Source organism: Legionella stuttgartensis (genome assembly GCF_977063405.2).
In genome coordinates this window covers 444918-466382 of the sequence record NZ_CDRUHA020000044.1, presented here as the reverse complement: position 1 = coordinate 466382, position 21465 = coordinate 444918, and the positions used below count along the sequence as shown (strand labels likewise).

Sequence of the window (21465 nt, the reverse complement as noted above, 5' to 3'; positions counted from 1 at the left end):
CATTGCCGGGTAGCTAAGTTCGGACGGGATAACCGCTGAAAGCATCTAAGCGGGAAGCCTCCCTCAAGATGAGTTTTCCCTTGAAGCCCGTTGAAGACTACGACGTTGATAGGCAAGGTGTGGAAGCGCAGTAATGCGTGAAGCTAACTTGTACTAATTGGCTGATTGTCTTGACCATATAATCTGAGCTACTTCAGATTAAAGTGCTCTAAATACAAGCTATAAATGACGTAAGTTGGGTGATTAAGCCCAGACTGAAAAAAAAGTGAACCTTCTTATTTACCTAATGCATAATTCGGGTATAATAGCCCCACTTTATGCAAAAACAGTTTTCCTGGCGACCATAGCGGCTTGGAACCACCTGATTCCATCTCGAACTCAGAAGTGAAACGAGCCCGCGCCAATGATAGTGTGAGGTTTCCTCATGTGAAAGTAGGTCATCGCCAGGGTTTTATTCTTAAAAAGCGGCTTCGAGCCGCTTTTTTTTTACTTTTAATATTTAAAAAATGTCACAAATAGTGTTTTTTTGTTTTTCAGCTTATTAGTTATATCAATACCTTAAAGTCCATAACCTCTAAATTTTAATCCTAATCTTTTAATTAACTCCCCAATATTTTCATTTCTTAATCGTTTCTTATGCTCAAACCTCGATAAAAGATAATTCTCGAGATACACTGAATAAAAAATATTTAGGTATCTTATGATAAAGAAAAATTTCCTAATTTATGGTTCCTATGGATATACGGGTAATTTGATAGCTGAATTAAGTGTGCAGCAAGGATTAAAACCGATATTAGCAGGGAGAGATGAAGAAAAATTAAAGCGTCAAGCCACCGCGCTTAATTTGGATTACCGTGTATTTGACGTTAATGATCTGGAACAAACCAAAAAAGCGCTACGCGATCTCATTGCCGTAATCCATTGTGCTGGACCATTCAAGCACACCTATAAAAATATGGCATTAGCTTGTCTTGCTGAAAGGACTCATTATTTGGATATTACCGGCGAGGTTGGGGTAATAGAGGAACTCATGGCAATGAATGACCGTGCACTCATAGAAGAGATTATGTTACTTCCCGGGGCTGGATTTGACGTGGTTCCCAGCGATTGTTTGGCTGCTTATTTAAAACGTTGTTTGCCAGATGCAAATCGATTAGTGCTTGCGATTGCCTCATTTAATGAAAATGCAGGTTTAAATATCTCTCATGGTACTGCTAAAACAATGATAGAAGATATTCCTGAAGGAACGCTGATTCGAGAGAATGGAGTTTTAAAAAATGTTTCTTTTGGTTGGAAGAGCCATTTTTTTGATTTTGGTAGCCCACGTAAGATGTTATGCACCACAATTTCATGGGGTGATTTAGCGTCAGCATGGTGGTCTACACAAATTCCAAATATAGAAACTTATATGGCTTTACCTAAAAAAGTAATTGAATTAAAAAAAGTGATTAATTCATTTAAATGGGTTTTAAATTGGTTTTTAGTTAAAAAATTTATAATGCATAAAATCAATCAGTTACCTGCTGGACCTACAGAGAAGCAAAGACAGAATTCAGTTGTTAAAATCTATGGCGAAGTAGTCAATGATGCAGGAGAAAAGATTGCTGCCCTAATGACTACTCCTAATGGCTATTCGTTTACTGCTTTATCTACATTAATGATTATCCAAAATGTACTATCAGGAAATGCTCCAATTGGTTTTCAAACTCCCTCTAGTGCATATACAGAAGATTTTGTAATGCAAATTACTGAAGTAACTCGAATTATGGTTCATTAATTGTTACTATTCCCCTGCATCTAGGCTGGTTAATAAGTCCATGGATATTTTTATTATTGAAAATGATTTTTAAAAAATATGTAGGGAATCTAAATGAGAATTAAAGAGCGGCTTATTGCTTTAGAAAATGAAGTGAAGGATGTAAAGTCCATACAATTAGAATTGGCTAAAAAAAGTGCTCTCATGCAGCTCCTTATAGCGCAAATGGAGCAAGAACTGAATCAATATGAGGATGCGAATGAATCAAATGAGTCAGTTAAAGTAAATAATGGGGAGTTGCTTAGTACACATGGCCTTATGAAAAAGCCACCGCAGGAGGTATCTCAAGAACTAATACCACCTGTATTTCCTAACCCCTGAAATTTAAAATACACCGCTTCATTAATTTTAGGAAGATAGGGATGATTATCCGTATAGCATCTGACAATTTTCTTAATTTATTGTGGCCAATTTATGTGGGGTATCATTGAAGTCTTAGACTAATCGGTATAATTTAATAGGATTATCACGATGTTTTAAGATGGCATTGCCCACACATTCGCCCTTAAACTCAGGTAATTTCTTAATTGCATCTTCTGAGATAAGTATGTTTGTATTATACGTTTTATTGAGCTGTTCTATATGGGCAGCTGAATTTACAACGTCTCCTATAATAGTATATTCTTGTCTTTTTTTTGTGCCAATAGTGCCTGTTACTGCATAACCAAAGTGCAACCCTATTCCTAATTTTAGATCGGGTAGGTTACCTTTTTTCACTTCTTCTTCGGTTCGTTTTATAATCTCCAACGCTGCATTTACTGCATTAGCTACATCATTCCCACTCGACAAAGGAGCACCAAATACAGCCATAAAGCCGTCTCCTAAAAATTTATTAATAATTCCTTTATTATCATGAATGATTTTTACGATATATTTAAAAAGATTATTAAGATAATTAACAACAACCGCGGGCTCATTTTGTTCGGTAAAATGAGTAAAATTTCTTATATCCAAAAACATGACACAAACAGGGATGTATTCGCTTGAGTTAGCATCTTTTGACAACAATTTAGCTACGACTTCGGGTGAAACATGCTGACCAAAAATATCTTCAATTCTTTCCCGTTCCTTTTGAGCATCAAAGGCGGTAAAAAGCTGTTTTTTAATTTGCATGGTGACGAACCCAGTCACAACCCCTCCGATTAAGATCATGAAGCCGCGAGCGGCAAAAGCAAACCATGCAACTAAATAGTAATCAATATTCGCGATATCAGTGTAATTTAGAACGTAATATGAGAGCCCCCAATATTCAAGAGCTCCAATTAATCCAGAAAATCGGCATATCCATTCATTTAATGTTAATGACGAAAGAATGATGAAAAGAAAATAGAGTAAGACAGGTGGCATTAAAAGCACATACACAGGGGTTTGAAACGTTGTGGCAATAATAATCCCCAATGTCGGAACACTCATTTCAATAAATGCATTGAAATATCGTAGAACACTAGGCAAATTTTTCTTATGAATTATATGCCAACAAATAACCCGACGCATCAACAGAAAATAGAGTGCCACACTAGCTAAATAACCAGGTAAAAGTAAGGCGGAGATATTTGCAACACGAAAAAATATTTCAGGAGAATGTATGATAAATGTTATCCACATGAGTGATAATAAACTGAAAATACTCGATAAAATTGTTGTTCTTAATTTTTCGGTTTTTAAGATTTCCGCTTCCAAAGGCGTTTGAGTCATTGCATCTTATCCATATTCTTTTCTTTTATTTTAGATGAAATTTCTAAAAATTTTGCGGTGAGAGTTGGTTACAAAGAGAGGAGATAAAAATAATTACCGATACACTTAGAAGTTTTTGAACACATTATAACCTAGTGGAGTGCTGAACCTGATTATCCGGGTATAATTGACCGCTAGGGGTTCCAACTCTTAATCTGGATTATAATGTTACAATGATGCTAAATGTTTATCTTTAAGACGTACATAATGTTGTGCTGAGTACTCTAACATCTCAAGCTCCTGATCGGTTAATTTCCTAATTGCTCTAGCGGGATTTCCAAGATATAGGTAACCACTTTCGAGTATTTTTCCCGGTGATACTAAAGAGCCTGCGCCGATCATAACGTGATGGGGTATATGTACCGCATCCAAAATTAATGCCCCCATCCCAATGAGACAAAAATCATCAACGACACAGCCATGTAATACTGCTTGATGCCCAATTGTAATTCCCTGGCCTAAAATTAACGGTTGTCCTCCTGAAGTATAAGGACCATCGTGGGTAACATGCAAAATAGCCCCATCTTGAATACTGCAGGCATTACCTATTTTAATCGAGTTCACATCCCCACGTATAACCGCCATAGGCCAAACAGATACATCGTCACCCAGGGATACATCGCCAATAATTACTGATTTAGGATCAACGTATACTCTTTGGCCTAATGAAGGAGATTTACCTTGAAAACTGCGAATAGCATCATTCATATTATTAAACCATCGTTACAAATTCTTCTGCGCTTGTGGGATGAATAGCAACTGTATTATCAAAGTCTTTTTTACAGGCACCCATCTTAATTGCTACACCAAAGCCTTGCAGCATTTCATCAGCGGCTAATCCAATAACATGCAGACCTATAATTTTTTCTTCTTTACCTAGAGTAACCAATTTCATCACAGTAGGTATCTTTTCTTCAGCGAATGCTTCAAACATGGGATTAAAACGGGTTTGATAGATTTTAATTTGTTCCTTACCGTATTGTTCAATAGCCTCCTGTTCACTAAGACCTATTGTTCCTATTGGTGGATGACTAAATATTACGGTGCTGATGTTTTCATAGTTTAGGCACGCTTCGGGTTGTTGACCAAATAAACGGTCTGCTAAACGACGGCCCGCAGCTACTGCTACAGGAGTAAGGGCTGGTGCATTAGTTACATCACCTAGAGCATAGATCCCTTGACTACTGGTATTTTGAAAAGCATCGACCAAAACCAAACCTTGTTCATCTGTGGTAACGTTTACTTTTTCGAGATTTAATCCAGACGTTCGGGGTTTTCTACCCACTGCGGCAATAATGACGTCTATATCATGAATAATTGAACCACTGGCGGCGCATACAATAGATTTTCTGCCATCGCTATGTAAGTTTATTTCTTTTGCTTTATGATTTGGATGAACATGAATACCTTGTTGTTGCATGAGTTCCATTAAGGTATCACCTAGGACAGTATCAAAGCGGGATAAAGGTCGTGTGCCTCTCATTAAGAGATGTGTTTCACTTCCTAGACTGTTTAATACTCCTGCTAGTTCCACTCCGATGTATCCACTACCAATGATTGCTACTTTTTCAGGTTGCTTGGTCAAGGCAAAGAAACCATCCGAATCAATTGCATGTTGAACGCCATGAATTACTGGTAGGGAAGGCTCGCCACCTGTTGCTATGATGATATGTTGCGCCTGATACAGTGTGTCATTTACCTGGACTGAGTGCGTATCGTGAAAAGTGCCAGCACCTTGAAGCAAAGTGATGTTATATTGGGTAAAACGTTTTGCGTAATTTTCCCTGAGTCGCTCTATATAGGCATTCCGTTTATTAACTAGAGTGTTCCAATCAAGTGTTGTGGCTGTTAGGGAAAAACCATATTCAGGTGCATGATGGATCATTTCATTAATCATCGACGCATTAAACATAATTTTTTTGGGGACACAACCTAAATTGACGCAGGTACCCCCTAAATAACTAGGCTCTACTACAGCAACCTTGGCTCCATATTTGGCAGCTCGCACAGCACTGGCGATTCCGCCACTGCCCCCACCGAGAACGATAAGATCAAATTGTTGGTTTTTCATAGACAATTTTTGAAAAATAAGTTTATATTATCAGGAACCGTCCAACCAACCAATATAAAATTCCCAATAAATATTTGCCTCATGGGGATGTTTTCCTAGTGTTTGTTTTTTCTGCCTATATTTAAACTGATTTGTATAAGTAAGTACTACAAATACAGCGTTCGATACTGAATTATCTTTTTTTAAAAAATTTGTAATCAATTATTTCGGATCTCTTCCTTGAGCATGATCAGGATTAGGTTTAGGAGATTTTGAGTTGCAACTGAAGCTTATCCTAGTTTTTCCTGCAATAGGATCGGAGATTTTGATCAATGATCTTTAATAAGGAGATTAATATGCCAGCACCTGTCATTAAGATTCGACGTGTCGTGGTTTTAGGAGATAGTTTATCGGATAGAAGTACATTTGATAAACGCATGCTTTTCGGTTTTATGCCTTTGGGTGATCTTTATGGGGTTGGTTTTGATGCACCACGAGGTCGGTTCACTAATGGATTTGTTTGGGGAGACTACTATGTTACAGCGATTATCGGGCAATTTGAGATAGATGAAGCACGAAGAAAACTTAACCTTGCGCACGATGCTCGTGGAAATGCAGATGTTGCAGATGCTATTTTAACGAATGATTTACATTTACGGAAAAAAAATCAAAAAGCATTTAGTTTAAATAATGACAAACATATTTTATATAAAGGATCTCGATTTGCCAGATTTTATTGTGAAGCAGGATTAACATCCTATGATTACAAGTCACAATTCACCCTTAATCCTAAAGAAGAAGTCGCTCGATTAATCGTGGCTCATTTAGAAGAGAAACGAAAACTACTCATTGCAGACGATAAAAAATATAAAGTTAGTGCCCAAGAAAAAGCCGAAACGTTAATCATTGAATGGTCTGGTGCGAATGATTTAATTACGGTGAATTCTGAACCGACTTTTCTTGAAGTAGATAATGCAATCAATGCCCGAATAGAAAATCTTGAGATTTTGATTCAACAGGGTTATCGAAATTTTGTTTTATTGAATCTTCCAGATCTCTCTTTAACACCAAGATTTAAAAATAAAAGTGTTAAGGAACAAGAAAATGCCGCCAAGTGCTCGGTGTATTTTAATAAACAATTGGCAGCTAAAGTACAGCAAATTATTGAAAAATATAAGGACTTAAATACGGCTTTGAATCTTTCGGTTTTTGATGTCAGTACGCAATTTGAAAAAATTTATACTCATTGTGAAGAGTATGGTTTCGAGAAAAGTAAATTAGAAGCACCTTATATTGAGTCTGAGCAATTTAAACAAAGCCAAAAAAATCCGATGCATCAAAAAGAACATATTTCCCCAGCAGATGGTTATATGTTTTGGGATGACATACATCCTACGATGGATACTCATACTTGGTTAGCAGTGCAATTTAAAGAGGCATACAGAACGATTTTTCAATTTATTCCTCCTGAACCTGTACGAAAATGCTGTAAAGATGCGGAAGATGCCTCACATCAATTTTCATCTGGATCTTATACGCATTTACCTCCGGATGTAGTAAAAATAATAAATAACCTTCATCGAAGTGCAATTAGCTTGGGGCAATCGTTTTGTGCATCACGTCGTGCACGAGGCGAGCTATTAAAGCAGTTTATTTTTAATTTACAGTGTCAAAGTGGGAATTTACAAGAGATAGATGCTTATATTAAAACATTTACTCAAGATCCTGAGAATATGAAAATAATAAAGCACAATAGCTCTTTTTTTGATTTTTTTGCATGTAAAAAACCGATTTATCCAGAAGATTATATTAGTGAACTAGGTAAGGTGGTTGTAGAAAATATGAGTCTCAAGCTGCCCGCAATATGATTAAAACATAAATTTTGGCCCCGGGTGCGTGTAGCGAAACCCGGGTTATGTTTCGCTACACCAAGGGTATGATTCTTTATTCTGCGCTTATTTTAAATTCCACATCAACATTGCCACGAATTGCATTAGAATAAGGACAAACTCCGTGAGCTTTGGCTACTAATTCTTCCGCTTCTTTTTGATTTAAGCCGGTAATGTGAGTATGCATTTCTACTCCAAGCTTATATCCTTTTTCAGGTGTGGGGTATAAAGATACTTGAGAAAGAATGGAGACATCTTGCAGAGGAATTTTCTGTAAACTAGCAACATGGCGCATAGCACTCTCAAAACATGCGGCATAACCTGCGGCAAATAATTCTTCTGGATTTGTGCCACCGCCTTGACCACCTAATTCCACTGGTTTGGCGAGGTCAAGTCGCAATAATCCGTCGGAGGTTTCTATATGACCATTTCGGCCGCCGTGCGTTCGTGCTGTTGCAGTATATAGTGCTTTCATATTTTAGTCCTTTAATGATATCTGATCAAAGTTAGAGTTGATTTATGAATTTGTCAATCAGGAAACTTTATATATTTTATTGCATTCTTGATTGGGTACTGTGGGACTTTTTACTCCATAAAACAACCCTTTATCCATATAATTACATACTTGTTTGGTATTTAACTGATTAAGGCATTGGGATAGTGTTTTGTGGCAATGTGGAAAAATAGCCCCAGGAGAGTTAATCGCCTGATATTGTTGGTTTTTCCAACTGCTTTTGTCACTTGTATAATAAGTAGTAAAATTATTTATTTTCAGATTATTGTCCAAGCTAAATATTTTTATCGCTGGGTAATTGTGATGGATGCGGCTGACAGCAGGAGTTGAATAAGCATATATATTACTGCCATCATTTAGATGGATTTTTCTGAATCCATCCATATGTGTATGAGAGGTGAGTAGAGTAATTTCTCCATATGATTTTTTGTTGTTGTTTAATATTTTTATAAATTCTTTCAAGTAAGTCTCATGCCAAATAGGTTCCCCACGATATGAAATTCCTGGTGGTTCATGCATAGCAATTAACAGTTGTTTGGCATGATGTTTTTTTAATTGTTGATTCAGCCAAGCGAGTTGAATTAACGCATCATGCTCCTGATTAGGATACTTAGTAAGGATGGGTGTTCTTGTCCATTGAGTTGCATTTAAAGCAATCAACATAATTTTTTTATTCCCAGGCAGTACATAGCTCGAATAATATCCATCTTGATGCATATGACTGTCATCAATAATTAAGTCTTTACAGTGCGCACAAGCCCCATCCCAGTCCGTAGCAAAATTTAATGGAGAAACGCCATTTGATTCGAAGGGTTGGTAATTACCAAGTAACGAGTCGTTGTTCCCTGTAATATAAAAAATAGGTTTCAGTTCCTTATCGTTTTCATATAATGCATCAAATACAGTTTTTTCAAACTCTCCTTTTTTAGGAGTATTAAATAAAGAGTGAGTGGGTAAATCGCCTAAGAAAAGAATGAAGTCTACTTTTTTGCTGAGTTTTTCATATTCCTTCATGGTAATTTTTAGAAATTCTGTACCGGTATCCTCTCCATCACGAGATTGATTAGTACTGCCGTAATGAATATCACTAATCGTTAAAAAACTTGGAGCTGCAAATACAGAATGAAAGAAGCAAAAAATCAGTAGAATAATTTGAACTAATGAATTCAATTGAATCTCCATTGCTATTTATTCAGGGATATTGTGTATATTAAATCATTTAGGCTGAGTGAGGGTAACGAAACTCAGAAATTTTTGATTTTCCCGAGTTTCGTTGCATGCCATCCGGATGCATTCCTAGGCAGCTTCGCGGATACTCCATACTCTTTGTATTTGATTGGGCGTATCGGGTGCTTGTACCCACAGTAGGGCAGGGCTACCCGAAGGATTAATCGGTAGCGTCTTGGAAGACAACATGACTGCAAAAGGATATTTTTTTACTACAGATTGCAGGATTGCCCATACTTTCCCTGGATCCGCTTGGTTATCGTTTACGATGAGTTCATTGCCTCGATATATTATGTTAACAGGTTGCCCTCTCAGCGCTGTTCGTATTGCGGACTCCAAACGTCTCCATCGAGCTTGATGTACCTTTTGTTTTTCAGCTTGGGTAGGATTCAGTTGGAAACTAATGCGTTGATGTGGTGAAAAAACTCGACTCAAACGACTGCTTTCAGGGTTTTTCTGTAGAAAGTAAGTAATAATTGCATCCAAAACCGGGCGTCCGGGTCCGGAGGCTTTTCCTGGTTGTCTGTTCACATACATTGCAAAAGCCAAAGTATGGCCACTGGCCGTATATAAATATCCTGAAAGACTGTTTATTCCTGTCATGGTACCGGTTTTAGCACGCACAAAACCTTGTTGTATGGGAATACGAAATCTTTTTTGCAAGGTTCCATCTCGTCCAGAAATGGGTAAAGCGGATATGTATTCATACGATAAAGGAAAACGCTGATATAAAAATTTTAATAATGCAATGGTTTGCTCAGGGGTTACTAAACTGTATCGTGATAGGCCTGAGCCATCAGTAAAAATCGCATTCGAAAAATCAATTCCAGTTTGTGATTGTAAAAAGTTTTTGATCAAGGGTTCAGCTCCTCGCCAGTTGACTGGAGCACCTTTGAGCTTTTCAGCAGCATGTAAATAAAGACTATCTGCATAGAGATTATCAGAGGGTTTTAAGGTGTCTGCCATTAATTGTGATACGGGTTTAGAGTGTTGGGTCGCAATTAATAAAGAACCTGCTGGAGTTTTACCTAACTGTACTTGACCATTGAGTTGGATATTAGCTTTGATCAATTGGCTTTTGATCATTGCTTGAGCATACATTAATGGGTTTTTTATAGCCAAACGTTGTTGTACTGCCCATTGTCCTACCCCGACGCAACCACGAACTGTTAAATGATTGTCTTGATCCAAACTAAAACCTACTCCACAGCCTTGAGCGCTGGCTTTAGTTGTCGCCTGGTTATTTAATGTAATAGCGCCACCTCCATCGTCTGCTTCAACGATCGCTGGATCTCCTACCTGAGCACCAGGGTTTACCGTAACGGTTAAACGATTGGAATCAACCATAACAGGGGCATTGGGGGCACCATAGCTGTAAGATAAATCTGCTGTTAACCAACCTGGTGGATAAGGGTCGACTCCAGCAAAACTGCTATCGATGTATACGTTACCCTGGATGGTATTGATATTCCATTCTTTTAATGAGGAAAGTAGTGTATTTAAATCATTGCGGGTAAATGAAGGGTCTCCGCTTAATTGCACATAAACGTTACCTTGGAGTACGCCTTGTTGTATGTTACCCGCACTCACATTCAATTGGTTTTTAAAACGATAATCTGGTCCAAGAACCATTAAAGCGGCTGCTTCCGAAAAAAGTTTCATATTACTTGCAGGGATATACAACCGTTCTGTATTACGGCGATATAAAGTTTGACCGGAAGTCAGGTCAAGAACGACAATTCCGAGATTAACATTCGGGTTAATGCGGTTAATTAACTTATCTACTTCGCTTTGGATACTGGCACCTTCTGATAGTGCTGATAATGCCAATAAAAACGTGCCAGTTAAGGTCCTTTTCATCGATATCGTTCCTTTTGCTTTACCATATGCTTAATAGAGAATTGATAAACATGTCTAATCATATCGCAAGCCCAATCGCTCCAAAAGTCCTGCAAGAGTATCATTATCAAAAAATTTAACTTGCAGCCATCCGCCATCACCATTATCGTTTATTATTTGAACAGGGGCCCCCACTTGCTCTGCCAATATGGCTTGTAATCGCTCAATGTCTCGATCTTTTTTAGCGTTTTGGGGAGGAGAACCTTCTTTGCTTTTTTGCGTTTTAACTGCCTGTTCTAACTGTCTCACAGACCATTCTTGCTCTATAGTTTGTTGGGCTAAATATTCTTGTTGCGTTGGGCTCAGCCCTACGAGAACTCGCGCATGCCCCAAAGATAAGGTTTTATTCCGAATTAAATTTTTTATTTGTTCACTTAAACTGAGTAGACGAATAATATTGGCAATATGGCTACGCGATTTTCCTACCAAAGTGGCTATTTCATCTTGATGATAATTAAACTCATCAATCAAACGTCGATAAGCGCTTGCTTCTTCAATCAAATTTAAATCTTCTCGTTGAATATTTTCAATCAGAGTGAGAGCGCATGCTTGTTTGTCACTATAATTTCCTATCAGACAAGGCACTGTTTGCAATCCTGCTATTTTTGCAGCACGCCATCGCCTTTCACCAGCAATGATTTCATAACGCTGTTTTGCGATTGGTCTTACGATTAAGGGTTCTATCAAACCTTGTGAGGCAATTGATTGGGCGAGTTCTTTTAATGCGATGTCATTAAAATCTTGTCTGGGTTGATAGTGTCCCGCTTGAATGTTTTCTATAGGTACGTGCTGAAATTCAACGTGCATCGAAAATAGTATTAGATGAGATTGTTATAAATTGTTTCATATTTTCGGAGGAATGGAAATAGGACTGGGTGTAACATAACCCAGATTTCACTGTGCGTTAACCCAGGCTAAGCTCCTATTTATAGCAAGCCATATATTATGGCTGAAATTGAGATGATACCCATGATCGTTGTAAATATATTGCTTACAACATGTGTGCGATATTTTTTCATTGCGGGAATTTTGGCCGTTGCATACATAGGCATAACAAATAACAGGATAGCAATAACTGGCCCACCTAGAGTTTCTATCATTTTTAAGATGTTGGGATTGATTGTTGCTACAATCCAGCAGGTAATTACCATAAAAATTTCTATGATGCGCTGCAATCTACATTGACTTATCTCTTTTCCAGCTTGTTTTAACAAATTGACGATAATACTGCTCAAACCTTCTTTTGCGCCTAAATAATGACCAAAAAACGATTTGGAAATTGCAATAAACGCAATAATAGGAGCAATACAAGCAATTAGAGGGGTTTTAAAATGATTGGCAAGATAAGAGAGGATCGATATATTTTGTTGTTTCGCTTGCAAAAGGTCCTGAGGTGAGAGACTAAAAACACAACTAAATACGAAGAACATCACTGAAAACACCATGAGTAAATGGCTGTAGCGCATGATCGAGAGACTATTAGTGTCTGCATTAATTCCATGTTCCTTTTTTTGATTAACCGCAAAAGATGAAATAATTGGTGAGTGATTAAAAGAAAAGACCATGACTGGAATGACCAACCAGAGCGTCATTAACAGACCATGTCCCCCATTGGCATGTAATGAATTGCTTTGTTGTAAAATATCACTATTCCAGTTGGGTATTAAATAAATAGACAAAAATAATAATATTGTTGCAAAAGGGTAAACCAATACGGACATTGATTTAACAATTATTTCTTGTCCAAAACGGACAATAGCCATGAGTGCCAGGATAAGGATTATGGCTAAAAGTGCTCTTGGCGGAGGGGACATGCCTAACTGATTCACCAGAAAACTTTCAGTAGTATTAGTAATTGCCACACTGTACATTAATAAAATGGGGTAAATTGCAAAAAAATACAAACCCGTCAATATTCTTCCTGCAAAAGTACCAAAGTGCTCTTCAACCACATCGGTAATGTCATTTTGTGTCGAGGATCCGGATAAGACGAAACGGCATAGAGCCCGATGTGAAAAATAAGTCATGGGGAAGGCAAGGATGGCCATTATCACTAAGGGCCAGATCCCATTAAGCCCGGCATCTATGGGAAGGAAAAGGGTTCCGGCGCCTACTGCAGTACCGTAAAGACTTAACATCCACACGGTATCATGTTTGGTCCATGAATACTTTTTATTAACTGCTAAGGGTGAAAGTATTGCTGCAGCTTCATTTGATGACATTAAAAAAATCCTTTATACCGAACACTGTGTTCAATATTAACACTGTGAAGCTAATATTTCAACAGAAGCTTCTTCATGCTACGGATGTTTCTGCATTTAATATTCTAGTTTTGTCCCATAAAGTCGGTCTCCTGCATCACCCAATCCTGGAATAATATAGCCTTTCTCATTGAGTTGTTGGTCTATTGCTGCAGTGTAAATGGGAATTTCTGGATGCTCTTCATGAAATGCTGAAATTCCTTCAGGAGAGGCTAACAGACAGAGAAATTTGATTGATTTAGGATTGATTGCCTTAATTTCTTTAACTGCGGCAATTGCTGAGTTTCCAGTAGCCAACATGGGATCAACTACAATCACATCACGATCTCGAGTATGTTCTGGAAGTTTAATATAGTACTCAATGGCTTCCAGCGTTTTGGGATCTCGATATAATCCAATATGCCCAATTCGTGCAGTAGGCACCAGTTGCAACATCCCATCAACTAAACCATTACCCGCACGCAAAATCGAAACAAAAACTAATTTTTTACCTTTTAAAACAGGTGATCGCATCATGGCTAGAGGCGTCTCGATCTCTTCATATTCTATTTCTAAATCACGGGTGATTTCATAAGCGAGTAACATGCTGATTTCATGCATCAACGTACGAAATTTGACAGTACTGGTATCTTTTCGGCGCATAATTGTTAATTTATGCTGGATTAATGGGTGCCTCACTACAACTATATGTTGATCGTTCATTCTAACTCCAAACTGCGGTTTTATGTGAAAAATTTGTAGCTTGGGTTAGGCGAAGCGGAACCCCGGAAATCTGTGGTAGGAAATCCGGGTTATGCTTTGCACCTTCACCCAGGCTACCATACATCCAAGCTACAATTGTCTTAATTTAAAAAACGGTACCATCACTAATGATTTGGATAGGTGGAATACCTTGAGGACGCTTTTGTTTCGCAATTCGTCGTCCGGCCTCCCAGGTTCCTCCTTGCAAAATTTTAGCCAAAGGGAGTTCATGGGCATTCTTTTGCAATTTTTTTCTGATCAAAATAGCTAATTCATCCAAGAGTGAAATGGTTAATGCTCGCCACTCCACTATCATTTCTGCATCAGGTGGCAGTGCTTTGTTTAGAACTTCTTTGTTTTTAATTTGCAATAAACCACAATCGATGAGTAAACCACCATTTCGATACTCAGGTAAACCAGTGAGTTCCTCCAAATGAGTGACTGTAATTCCCGCTTGTTCTAAGGGTTCAATCAAGGAATAAGTAAGCCACTGGGATAATTTATGAAATGGAATGTATTCCGATCCAGGTTCATTTGTTTTTAGAGCATTATATTGCCACACATCTCCAAGAGGGACTCCATCGAATGAAAGCCTGGCTGGCCATACTTCATTGAATGTATTGAGTACTTCATGAAAAATTTGAGCGGCCGTCAGTTTGTTATTTACTGCTAAAGAACTTATATAAGTATAAAAGTTACCTAAGCGATTTTCAGCTCCAAAATGATGTTGATCCTGTTGTATTAATGCGCCAAGCCGATTGAGTAAGGCAACTCTTCCGGAAAGACCTTCTAGTGGATTATCGGGAGTCACTTGGAAACCATGACGCAACTCATCTTCATTAAATGCCAATAAACGCTCTGCATCCACTCTTAACGGTTCAGTTGGGTTGGCACTGAAAATACCTTCTTGGTAAAGAGATAAACTGGCTAAGGCTAAGCCTTCTGAGCGTGAATATTCGATACCTGTCTTGGGTTCTTTATAGCGCCAATGTTGGCCGGCACCGGCATCTAGAAAGACACTGAGAATAACCAACTCATAAAGTATTTTTCCGTGTTTCTCCGCAGGCAAGGTATTTAATTGTTCTTGCATTTTTTGTATTCGATTAATACCTCCTGCTTCAAAATGACGCCAACGACTGTGATAAGGAATATCAAGATTTGGATAATTATCTTGAATAACCTCAATAACAAAAGAAGCGGTACGGGTCATTTTTTCCGGGTCTAAGGAGAAATAAACGGATTTGTCTTCTTTCACACGCTCTAAAATCGCTAGCGAGCGCGCACGTATGGTTCGTGGATCCTTTAAGGTAGCTAACACGTGTGCAGTTTCTTGTTCATTACTCATTAAGGTCACGTCCTCTAGTTCTTGCTAATTCATTAATATCCACGATCCTATCCGGTGAATAATAACCCGCCGCACGTTTGGCATTCATTTCTACTTGTGCATCAGGAGGAACGAGTTCATCAGGAATGGTTACTCGCTCTACAACCTGAATTCCAGATTTGAGTAAGGCATCATATTTCATATTGGACATGGAAACGAAACGATGAATTTTGGTGATGCCAAGCCAATGCAAAACATCGGACATTAATTCTTGAAAACGCATGTCTTGAACGCCCGCCACACATTCCGTTCGTTCAAAGTATTTAGCAGCGGTATCGCCACCTTGTTGTCTTTTGCGCGCGTTATAAACTAAAAATTTGGTTACTTCACCGAGCGCTCTTCCTTCTTTGCGATTATAAACAATCAAGCCCGCGCCGCCGTTTTGTGCCGATTCAATCGACAATTCGATTCCATGTGTCAAATAGGGTCTACAGGTGCAAATATCCGATCCAAATACATCAGAGCCATTACATTCATCATGAATTCGACAGGTAAGCTCAATTTTCGGATCGTGAATGGTGGTTACATCACCAAAAAAATAGGCAGTCATTCCACCTATAGGTGGTAGAAAAACATCATAATCAGAACGTGTTACCAACTCGGGAAACATCCCTGCTGTTTGCTCAAATAGAGTGCGACGTAAAAGTGACTCTGAAACCCCAAAACGCTCCGCAATTCCGGGTAAATACCACACTGGTTCCAGCGCGACTTTAGTAACCGCTACGTCGCCAGATTCTTTTAATATTTTTCCATCGGGTTTAAGCCGACCTTTTTGAATGGCTGTATGCAATTCTGGAATATTGATATGCGCTTTAGTGACGGCAATTGTAGGGCGAATGTCATATCCTGCATGAATTTCTTCTGCGAAAACACTGGCTACAAGATGTCCCCAAGGATCAAGCGAGACGATTTTCTGAGTATCGCTCCATTGTGGATGCGGGCCTATAGCTACGGGTGGTGTTGTGTCAGTAAGATCGGGTACATGCTCGGGGTCCAATACTCCCGCAGCGACAGCAAGTGCTCGATAAACTGAATATGAACCGGAGTGGGTACCAACCGCATTGCGATTTTTTATATTAGTGAGGGACGCTATTACTGGACCTCGTTCTTTAGGATTTTCTGCGCCCCATTTTATTTTTAAGGGTGCAGCAGTATGTCCGGAAGGATGTGACGATAAAACAATATGTCCTTTGGATTTTTTCTTGGACTCATCTTGAACCATAATGCTAATCCTTTAAATGATAACTACTCGATAAATTATCATAACAGAAGAAATTAATTGGTAGAAAGCACTATTTTCCTTATTGAATAGAGAAACTTGAGTCATTGTACTGGGTTAAGATTCTCGTTATTATGGTTTGTTTTTTATTAATTCCTCTAAAATAACACTAAGTTACGCGCCCGGGATTTATTTCACTATATCCAGGATGCAATTTTTTGATTTTTACTTGAAACGATTATTGTTAGGAAATACAACATTATGACTACCTTAATTCTTTGTTTGTTCATTGCCATATTAATGCCTTATCTTCTCAAGATTATTGTCGCCAATTTTATGCAAAAAGAAGGGAAATACGATAATCATTATCCAAGAGCTCAACAGGCAAGATTACAAGGAATGGGGGCAAGAGCTGTTGCCGCTCATCAAAACAGTTTTGAATCATTAATCGTATTTGCTACTGCTGCATTAACCGCAATGGCGACAAATCATATCGGCACAACGATTCAGATTTTGGCGATTGTTTATATTATCTCCCGAGTTATTTATTGTTATTTTTATTTAATGGATAAGGCTTCGTTAAGATCGCTCACCTGGTTTATTGGTTTTCTTTCGTGCTTAATTATTTTGGGACTATGTATGGTGTGATTTTGTTATACTATGGGCTTCATTCGGCTAGGGGCCATTAATTAAGAAAGTTGAAAAGGGTTTGTTGATGCACAAAGAAAATGATGTTCAGCAGGTTTCATTACAGCCATTGCTGGTTTTTGTGGTTTTAATGCTTATGGTATTGATGCAGATGACTACCGATCAGTATATTCCTTCATTACCTGCAATTACCAAGATTTTTAACAGTAATGAAGCATCTATTCAATTAACCTTATCTCTTTTTATGCTCGGCTTGAGCATTTCTCATGTGTTTTACGGCCCTTTATCCGATAAAATTGGTCGTAAACCACCGCTTATGTTTGGTGTCGGTCTCAGTATTTTAGGTAGTTTAATTTGTTTTCTTGCGCCTTCGGTTTTGGTTTTGATTATTGGCCGCTTTATTCAGGGATTTGGTATTGGATGTTGTGGTTCAGTAGGCCGTTCTTTAGTACGTGATCTCTTTACTGATAGAGTCTTATCCAAAATTGGTTCATATGTAGGTATTGTGAGTGTTTTTATTATGGTTGCTTCCCCGGTTCTTGGAGGTTATATCCAGGAACATTTTGGTTGGCGTACCAATTTTTTATTTTTGTTAGTATTTGGAATTGTTATATGGATCTTAGCTTTGTGTACTCTTCCTGAAACAAATAAAAACCTTAATCCTGATGCAACCAAATTAAGGGTAATGCGCGACAATTATTTTACCTTATTAAAATCCAAAGTTTTTTTAGGTTATGCATTATGCGCTTGTTTTGCTTGTGCCGGTTTAATTGGCTATCTCGCGATCGCTCCGTTTCTTTTTCAGGATACATTGGGACTTAGTCCCATAGAGTTTGGTCAATTGACTATTTTTATTGCCGGTGCAATTTGTATTAGTGGGATAATTAATAGCCAATTGGTGATGAGCAAAGGAGTATCCTACATGGTATTTATCGGGAGTGTGTTTATGGTGATTGGTGGTTTGACCATGCTCTTTCTCGCTCTTTCAGGAATACAGAATGTGCTCTCCATTATGATTCCAGTGGCATTGTTTAGCATGGGGATGGGATTTACATTTATCAATGCATTTGCTGGTGCGTTCCATCCATTTCCTCAAATGGCTGGAACAGTGGGTGCCTTGTATGCGTGCATGCAAGACTTAAGCGCTGCGTTATCTAGTGGTATTATCGCTCTGGGTAAATGGTATGGGCAATCTTCATTGGCTATAATTTTACTTATTTTAGGGTTAGGTTCTTTGGCTTCGTGGTATTATCTGGCCTCACAAGAGCATTAAGAGGTGTTGTTTATGAAAATTACTGAGACAGAATTAAAAAATATTATATCTAAACTATCAGGTGCAAAAGCAGAAGAAATTCATGATGATACGGCATTAATTGAGGACCTGCATTTAGATTCATTGAAAATAGTAGAGTTATTGGCCATTCTTAGTGAAGAATATAATTTAACAGTGACCGAAGAAGATGCAATGAATTTTCATACTTATAAAGATTTATTTGACTTTACTCAGGCGTAACGATACGCCATCCGGAAAGTAGTGCTTCCAATTCACCTTAAGTTTTCTACTTCATCCACGGAGCCCTAAGTGCTGCGACTTGTTCGCAGCATCCAGGAAAAACACCTGGGTACGGCAAATGCGTGCACCCAGGCTTCTATTTAAGGATTTAGAACTGAATCCAAGGTGTTTTCCTCATTCTGCTTCATTAAGTAGGTGAGTAGCATGCAAACGACGACCATTCCTACTAGAGCTGCTCCTCTAAAAAAAGAAAGATTCTGGCCGGAAGATACTGATTTTAATTGTGCTTTTTCGGCAGATAATTTACCAATTTTATACCACTCATGTTCGGGCGAGAATAATATAGAGTTGGGCTCAATTTTTTGATAGCGGTTGAGTAAATTAAGCCATTGCTCTTTGTGCTTTTTTTCATAAATTTGAGCATCCACTTTATTAAGTTGAGTATTACTTTTTAGAGATTCGGATTCTTGCAAAAACCCACTACATTTTTGATGTAATTCACGGATTGGTTGTGCAAATTCCTCTTTGCAATAACGAGTAGTTGCATTACGTTTTAAGATGGGAAGGGCATGTTTTAGACTTGCTTCTTCCAATTCTAGCGAAGGATTTTTAGCGAGTTTTATAGCGAGATCCAGAATGTAAAAAGCAATTGCAACACTATCATATTCGGTTTGCTTTTGTGTTTCAGTTACCGGTTTTGACGAAGAAGAATATGGGATGTTGGCTGAAACTGCGATCTCTTTTAATTGTTTGATTTGTTCATTGACTCGCGCCATAAGGGGTGTATGAATATTATTTTCATCGAGAAGCCAGCCTGCATATCCTCGGAGATGTTCTTGTTCAAGATAAAATTTAACTTGCTCAAATATTGAGGAAAAGAGTTCTGAGGAAAGAGGTTTATCCCCGCTTGCATGTTCCATTTCATCCATAAGTTGACCCGCAAAATCAAGCAACTCATTTACTTCTTGAAAAACAAGTTGTCCATTAAGACGAGCATCTGGTCCTATTCCTATTTTAGGTAAGGCAACATATTTTTTAATTTGAATATCAATTAACTTACATAAAAACTCGAATAATTCTTTTTGACTGTTCATAGTTATTCCATCCTGAATTTTGGGCAGATAGATTATCTGATGACTTTAATTGACGCAATTAAATCATGCTAGATCTTATTTTCTTTAAAGAGATATATAATAAGAGAAGGAATGCGTCGCTTCGTCAGGAATAACATGGAAACAAATCGCGGATTATCCGTAACGACCCAATCAGTTCAGGTTATAGAAAGCATTAATCACTTCCATCAACAAGTCTTAGGAGCAGGCAAGGAGCCGCACTTTATTTTAGATGCGGTCAAAAATAATCCTGATAATTTGCTCCTCCAAGTCTATACGGCTGCATTTTATCTTTATGGCCAGACTGATCCAGCTACTGCTTTAGCAAAAAAACATTTAGAGCACGCTGAAAAATTATTGTCTTCGGTTAATTTAAGAGAACAATTAAGCTATCAAGCAGTTAAAGCTTGGATGAATTTAGAGTATGAAACTGCGATAACTATTTTAACGGCTTTAACTGCGTTGTATCCGCGCGATACTTTAGCTGCTAAATTTGCTGAGTGGTTATTTTATTGTTCAGGACAAGCATATAATGGCCATCACTATTTGAAATTTTGCGAACGAATAGCTGCTCATAATCAGGATGAATCCCATTTTTTAGCCATGCATTCTTTTGCAGCCGAATTATCGGGTCACCTATCAGATGCGCAACGTTTTGCAGAACAGGCTTTGATTCTGCAGCCTCTTACACCTTGGGCGCACCATACTCTAGCTCATATCTATCTCAACACAAAGAATAGTTCGAAAGGGATAGCGGCCTTAGAAACGTTTCGCGGGAGCTGGGAGCAGATCTCAACACTTCTTCGTGGGCATAATAGTTGGCATTTGGCTTTATTTTATCTTACATTACGACAAGCAGATAAGGTGATGGATTTATATCCTGTAATTTTTGGTACTTCTCCGGAAATTATTACCGAGCAAATCGATGCTATTTCATTATTATGGCGTCTGGATATGGCAGGATTACCGCAGTTCGATCAATTTAATATCGTTGCCAATTATCTGGATGACAATCCTTTTACTCATTACACGGGTTTTAATACGGTCCATTATGTATATTGTCTTGCACGTTTAGGCAAGGAAGATGCGGTTCATAAATCGCTGGTCTCGATTGAAAATTATGCTAAAACCCTGCCTCAAGGCTACAACCAATCGCTGTGGCTTTCTGTTATTCTGCCTTTAAGTAAAGGGATTCATGCGTTTGTGAATAATGATTTTCAATTGGCCTATGATTGCATGACTCCATGTATCTCCAGACGCACAGAAATCGGTGGCAGTGATGCCCAGTCAGAAATCATTGCGCAGACTTATTTGCTTTGTTTATTACACAACAAGAAAAATAAAGCGGCAAAAGAATTTTTTAACTTCCATTTGGCGCATTATAAAGGAACACCACTGGCTGAATTTTGGTTTGATTCGAAGCTAAGGTTTTAATGAAAATAGTAGCCTGGGTTAGGC

Annotated in this window: 19 protein-coding genes and 2 rRNA genes; 9 read left to right on the top strand and 12 right to left on the bottom strand. The window is 38.2% G+C overall.

Annotated features, from left to right (window positions below; translation table 11 throughout):
* The 4 genes from ACWTEW_RS13005 to ACWTEW_RS12990 all read left to right on the top strand — a co-directional run.
* A 23S ribosomal RNA gene (locus tag ACWTEW_RS13005) occupies positions 1-178 on the top strand; the annotation flags it as partial.
* 155 nt (positions 179-333) lie between these two features.
* A 5S ribosomal RNA gene (gene rrf / locus ACWTEW_RS13000) occupies positions 334-449 on the top strand.
* A gap of 251 nt (positions 450-700) precedes the next feature.
* A complete protein-coding gene (locus tag ACWTEW_RS12995) occupies positions 701-1777 on the top strand; it encodes a saccharopine dehydrogenase family protein (protein ID WP_454782056.1) in 1077 nt (358 codons plus the stop codon).
* Between the two features lie 93 nt (positions 1778-1870).
* Positions 1871-2137, top strand: coding sequence for a hypothetical protein (locus ACWTEW_RS12990; RefSeq protein ID WP_454782055.1), 267 nt, complete (start codon positions 1871-1873; stop codon positions 2135-2137).
* Positions 2138-2251: 114 nt separating this feature from the next.
* On the opposite strand, the gene ACWTEW_RS12985 is transcribed toward ACWTEW_RS12990, so the two are convergent.
* The 3 genes from ACWTEW_RS12985 to gorA all read right to left on the bottom strand — a co-directional run bounded on the left by ACWTEW_RS12985 (position 2252) and on the right by gorA (position 5621).
* Positions 2252-3511, bottom strand: a complete 1260-nt coding sequence (locus tag ACWTEW_RS12985) for an adenylate/guanylate cyclase domain-containing protein (protein WP_454782054.1) — start codon at positions 3509-3511, stop codon at positions 2252-2254.
* 207 nt (positions 3512-3718) lie between these two features.
* Positions 3719-4258, bottom strand: coding sequence for a gamma carbonic anhydrase family protein (locus tag ACWTEW_RS12980; protein ID WP_454782053.1), 540 nt, complete (start codon positions 4256-4258; stop codon positions 3719-3721).
* A gap of 4 nt (positions 4259-4262) precedes the next feature.
* The gene (gene gorA / locus ACWTEW_RS12975; protein WP_454782052.1) at positions 4263-5621 is read right to left on the bottom strand and encodes a glutathione-disulfide reductase; all 1359 of its coding nucleotides are present in this window, start codon (positions 5619-5621) and stop codon (positions 4263-4265) included.
* Positions 5622-5956: 335 nt separating this feature from the next.
* Here gorA and ACWTEW_RS12970 point away from each other — a divergent pair, with 335 nt between their 5' ends.
* Positions 5957-7468, top strand: coding sequence for an SGNH/GDSL hydrolase family protein (locus ACWTEW_RS12970; protein ID WP_454782051.1), 1512 nt, complete (start codon positions 5957-5959; stop codon positions 7466-7468).
* Positions 7469-7544: 76 nt separating this feature from the next.
* Here ACWTEW_RS12970 and ACWTEW_RS12965 read toward each other — a convergent pair whose 3' ends face one another.
* The 8 genes from ACWTEW_RS12965 to ACWTEW_RS12930 all read right to left on the bottom strand — a co-directional run bounded on the left by ACWTEW_RS12965 (position 7545) and on the right by ACWTEW_RS12930 (position 16737).
* A complete protein-coding gene (locus tag ACWTEW_RS12965) occupies positions 7545-7964 on the bottom strand; it encodes an organic hydroperoxide resistance protein (RefSeq protein ID WP_454782050.1) in 420 nt (139 codons plus the stop codon).
* 57 nt (positions 7965-8021) lie between these two features.
* The gene (locus ACWTEW_RS12960; RefSeq protein WP_454782049.1) at positions 8022-9173 is read right to left on the bottom strand and encodes a metallophosphoesterase; all 1152 of its coding nucleotides are present in this window, start codon (positions 9171-9173) and stop codon (positions 8022-8024) included.
* Positions 9174-9299: 126 nt separating this feature from the next.
* Positions 9300-11090, bottom strand: a complete 1791-nt coding sequence (dacB, locus tag ACWTEW_RS12955; protein ID WP_454782048.1) for a D-alanyl-D-alanine carboxypeptidase/D-alanyl-D-alanine endopeptidase — start codon at positions 11088-11090, stop codon at positions 9300-9302.
* 54 nt (positions 11091-11144) lie between these two features.
* Positions 11145-11936, bottom strand: a complete 792-nt coding sequence (locus tag ACWTEW_RS12950; protein ID WP_454782047.1) for a ParB/RepB/Spo0J family partition protein — start codon at positions 11934-11936, stop codon at positions 11145-11147.
* 119 nt (positions 11937-12055) lie between these two features.
* Positions 12056-13351 carry a serine/threonine transporter gene (locus ACWTEW_RS12945; protein WP_454782046.1) on the bottom strand — a complete coding sequence of 432 codons (1296 nt, stop codon included), beginning with the start codon at positions 13349-13351 and terminating at the stop codon, positions 12056-12058.
* A gap of 96 nt (positions 13352-13447) precedes the next feature.
* Positions 13448-14092 (bottom strand): uracil phosphoribosyltransferase, encoded by a 645-nt coding sequence (upp, locus tag ACWTEW_RS12940; RefSeq protein ID WP_454782045.1) that lies wholly within the window; start codon positions 14090-14092, stop codon positions 13448-13450.
* 145 nt (positions 14093-14237) lie between these two features.
* A complete protein-coding gene (locus ACWTEW_RS12935; protein WP_454782044.1) occupies positions 14238-15476 on the bottom strand; it encodes a URC4/urg3 family protein in 1239 nt (412 codons plus the stop codon).
* The gene (locus ACWTEW_RS12930) at positions 15469-16737 is read right to left on the bottom strand and encodes a GTP cyclohydrolase II (protein WP_454782043.1); all 1269 of its coding nucleotides are present in this window, start codon (positions 16735-16737) and stop codon (positions 15469-15471) included. Before ACWTEW_RS12930 ends, ACWTEW_RS12935 begins: the two co-directional genes overlap by 8 nt.
* A gap of 258 nt (positions 16738-16995) precedes the next feature.
* On the opposite strand from ACWTEW_RS12930, the gene ACWTEW_RS12925 reads away from it, so the two are divergent.
* The 3 genes from ACWTEW_RS12925 (at position 16996) to ACWTEW_RS12915 (ending at position 18895) form a co-directional block, all read left to right on the top strand.
* Positions 16996-17382 (top strand): MAPEG family protein, encoded by a 387-nt coding sequence (locus ACWTEW_RS12925; protein WP_454782042.1) that lies wholly within the window; start codon positions 16996-16998, stop codon positions 17380-17382.
* A gap of 67 nt (positions 17383-17449) precedes the next feature.
* The gene (locus ACWTEW_RS12920) at positions 17450-18655 is read left to right on the top strand and encodes a multidrug effflux MFS transporter (RefSeq protein WP_454782041.1); all 1206 of its coding nucleotides are present in this window, start codon (positions 17450-17452) and stop codon (positions 18653-18655) included.
* A gap of 12 nt (positions 18656-18667) precedes the next feature.
* Positions 18668-18895, top strand: a complete 228-nt coding sequence (locus ACWTEW_RS12915; RefSeq protein ID WP_454782040.1) for an acyl carrier protein — start codon at positions 18668-18670, stop codon at positions 18893-18895.
* Between the two features lie 140 nt (positions 18896-19035).
* Here the strand turns inward: ACWTEW_RS12915 and ACWTEW_RS12910 are convergent, their stop codons facing one another.
* Positions 19036-19989 (bottom strand): hypothetical protein, encoded by a 954-nt coding sequence (locus ACWTEW_RS12910; protein ID WP_454782039.1) that lies wholly within the window; start codon positions 19987-19989, stop codon positions 19036-19038.
* 135 nt (positions 19990-20124) lie between these two features.
* Between ACWTEW_RS12910 and ACWTEW_RS12905 the strand changes: the two genes are divergently transcribed.
* Entirely contained in the window at positions 20125-21441 is a 1317-nt protein-coding gene (locus tag ACWTEW_RS12905; protein ID WP_454782038.1) for a tetratricopeptide repeat protein, read from the top strand.
* Positions 21442-21465: the final 24 nt, after the last annotated feature.

What these genes read in the sequence shown, in the direction of transcription:
- ACWTEW_RS12945 (WP_454782046.1), bottom strand. Translation starts at nt 13,351, where the DNA reads ATGTCATCAAATGAAGCTGCAGCAATACTTTCACCCTTAGCAGTTAAT.
- ACWTEW_RS12925 (WP_454782042.1), top strand. Translation starts at nt 16,996, where the DNA reads ATGACTACCTTAATTCTTTGTTTGTTCATTGCCATATTAATGCCTTAT.
- ACWTEW_RS12985 (WP_454782054.1), bottom strand. Translation starts at nt 3,511, where the DNA reads ATGACTCAAACGCCTTTGGAAGCGGAAATCTTAAAAACCGAAAAATTA.
- gorA (WP_454782052.1), bottom strand. Translation starts at nt 5,621, where the DNA reads ATGAAAAACCAACAATTTGATCTTATCGTTCTCGGTGGGGGCAGTGGC.
- ACWTEW_RS12980 (WP_454782053.1), bottom strand. Translation starts at nt 4,258, where the DNA reads ATGAATGATGCTATTCGCAGTTTTCAAGGTAAATCTCCTTCATTAGGC.
- dacB (WP_454782048.1), bottom strand. Translation starts at nt 11,090, where the DNA reads ATGAAAAGGACCTTAACTGGCACGTTTTTATTGGCATTATCAGCACTA.
- ACWTEW_RS12930 (WP_454782043.1), bottom strand. Translation starts at nt 16,737, where the DNA reads ATGGTTCAAGATGAGTCCAAGAAAAAATCCAAAGGACATATTGTTTTA.
- upp (WP_454782045.1), bottom strand. Translation starts at nt 14,092, where the DNA reads ATGAACGATCAACATATAGTTGTAGTGAGGCACCCATTAATCCAGCAT.
- ACWTEW_RS12995 (WP_454782056.1), top strand. Translation starts at nt 701, where the DNA reads ATGATAAAGAAAAATTTCCTAATTTATGGTTCCTATGGATATACGGGT.
- ACWTEW_RS12970 (WP_454782051.1), top strand. Translation starts at nt 5,957, where the DNA reads ATGCCAGCACCTGTCATTAAGATTCGACGTGTCGTGGTTTTAGGAGAT.
- ACWTEW_RS12950 (WP_454782047.1), bottom strand. Translation starts at nt 11,936, where the DNA reads ATGCACGTTGAATTTCAGCACGTACCTATAGAAAACATTCAAGCGGGA.
- ACWTEW_RS12910 (WP_454782039.1), bottom strand. Translation starts at nt 19,989, where the DNA reads ATGAACAGTCAAAAAGAATTATTCGAGTTTTTATGTAAGTTAATTGAT.
- ACWTEW_RS12990 (WP_454782055.1), top strand. Translation starts at nt 1,871, where the DNA reads ATGAGAATTAAAGAGCGGCTTATTGCTTTAGAAAATGAAGTGAAGGAT.
- ACWTEW_RS12935 (WP_454782044.1), bottom strand. Translation starts at nt 15,476, where the DNA reads ATGAGTAATGAACAAGAAACTGCACACGTGTTAGCTACCTTAAAGGAT.
- ACWTEW_RS12915 (WP_454782040.1), top strand. Translation starts at nt 18,668, where the DNA reads ATGAAAATTACTGAGACAGAATTAAAAAATATTATATCTAAACTATCA.
- ACWTEW_RS12965 (WP_454782050.1), bottom strand. Translation starts at nt 7,964, where the DNA reads ATGAAAGCACTATATACTGCAACAGCACGAACGCACGGCGGCCGAAAT.
- ACWTEW_RS12905 (WP_454782038.1), top strand. Translation starts at nt 20,125, where the DNA reads ATGGAAACAAATCGCGGATTATCCGTAACGACCCAATCAGTTCAGGTT.
- ACWTEW_RS12920 (WP_454782041.1), top strand. Translation starts at nt 17,450, where the DNA reads ATGCACAAAGAAAATGATGTTCAGCAGGTTTCATTACAGCCATTGCTG.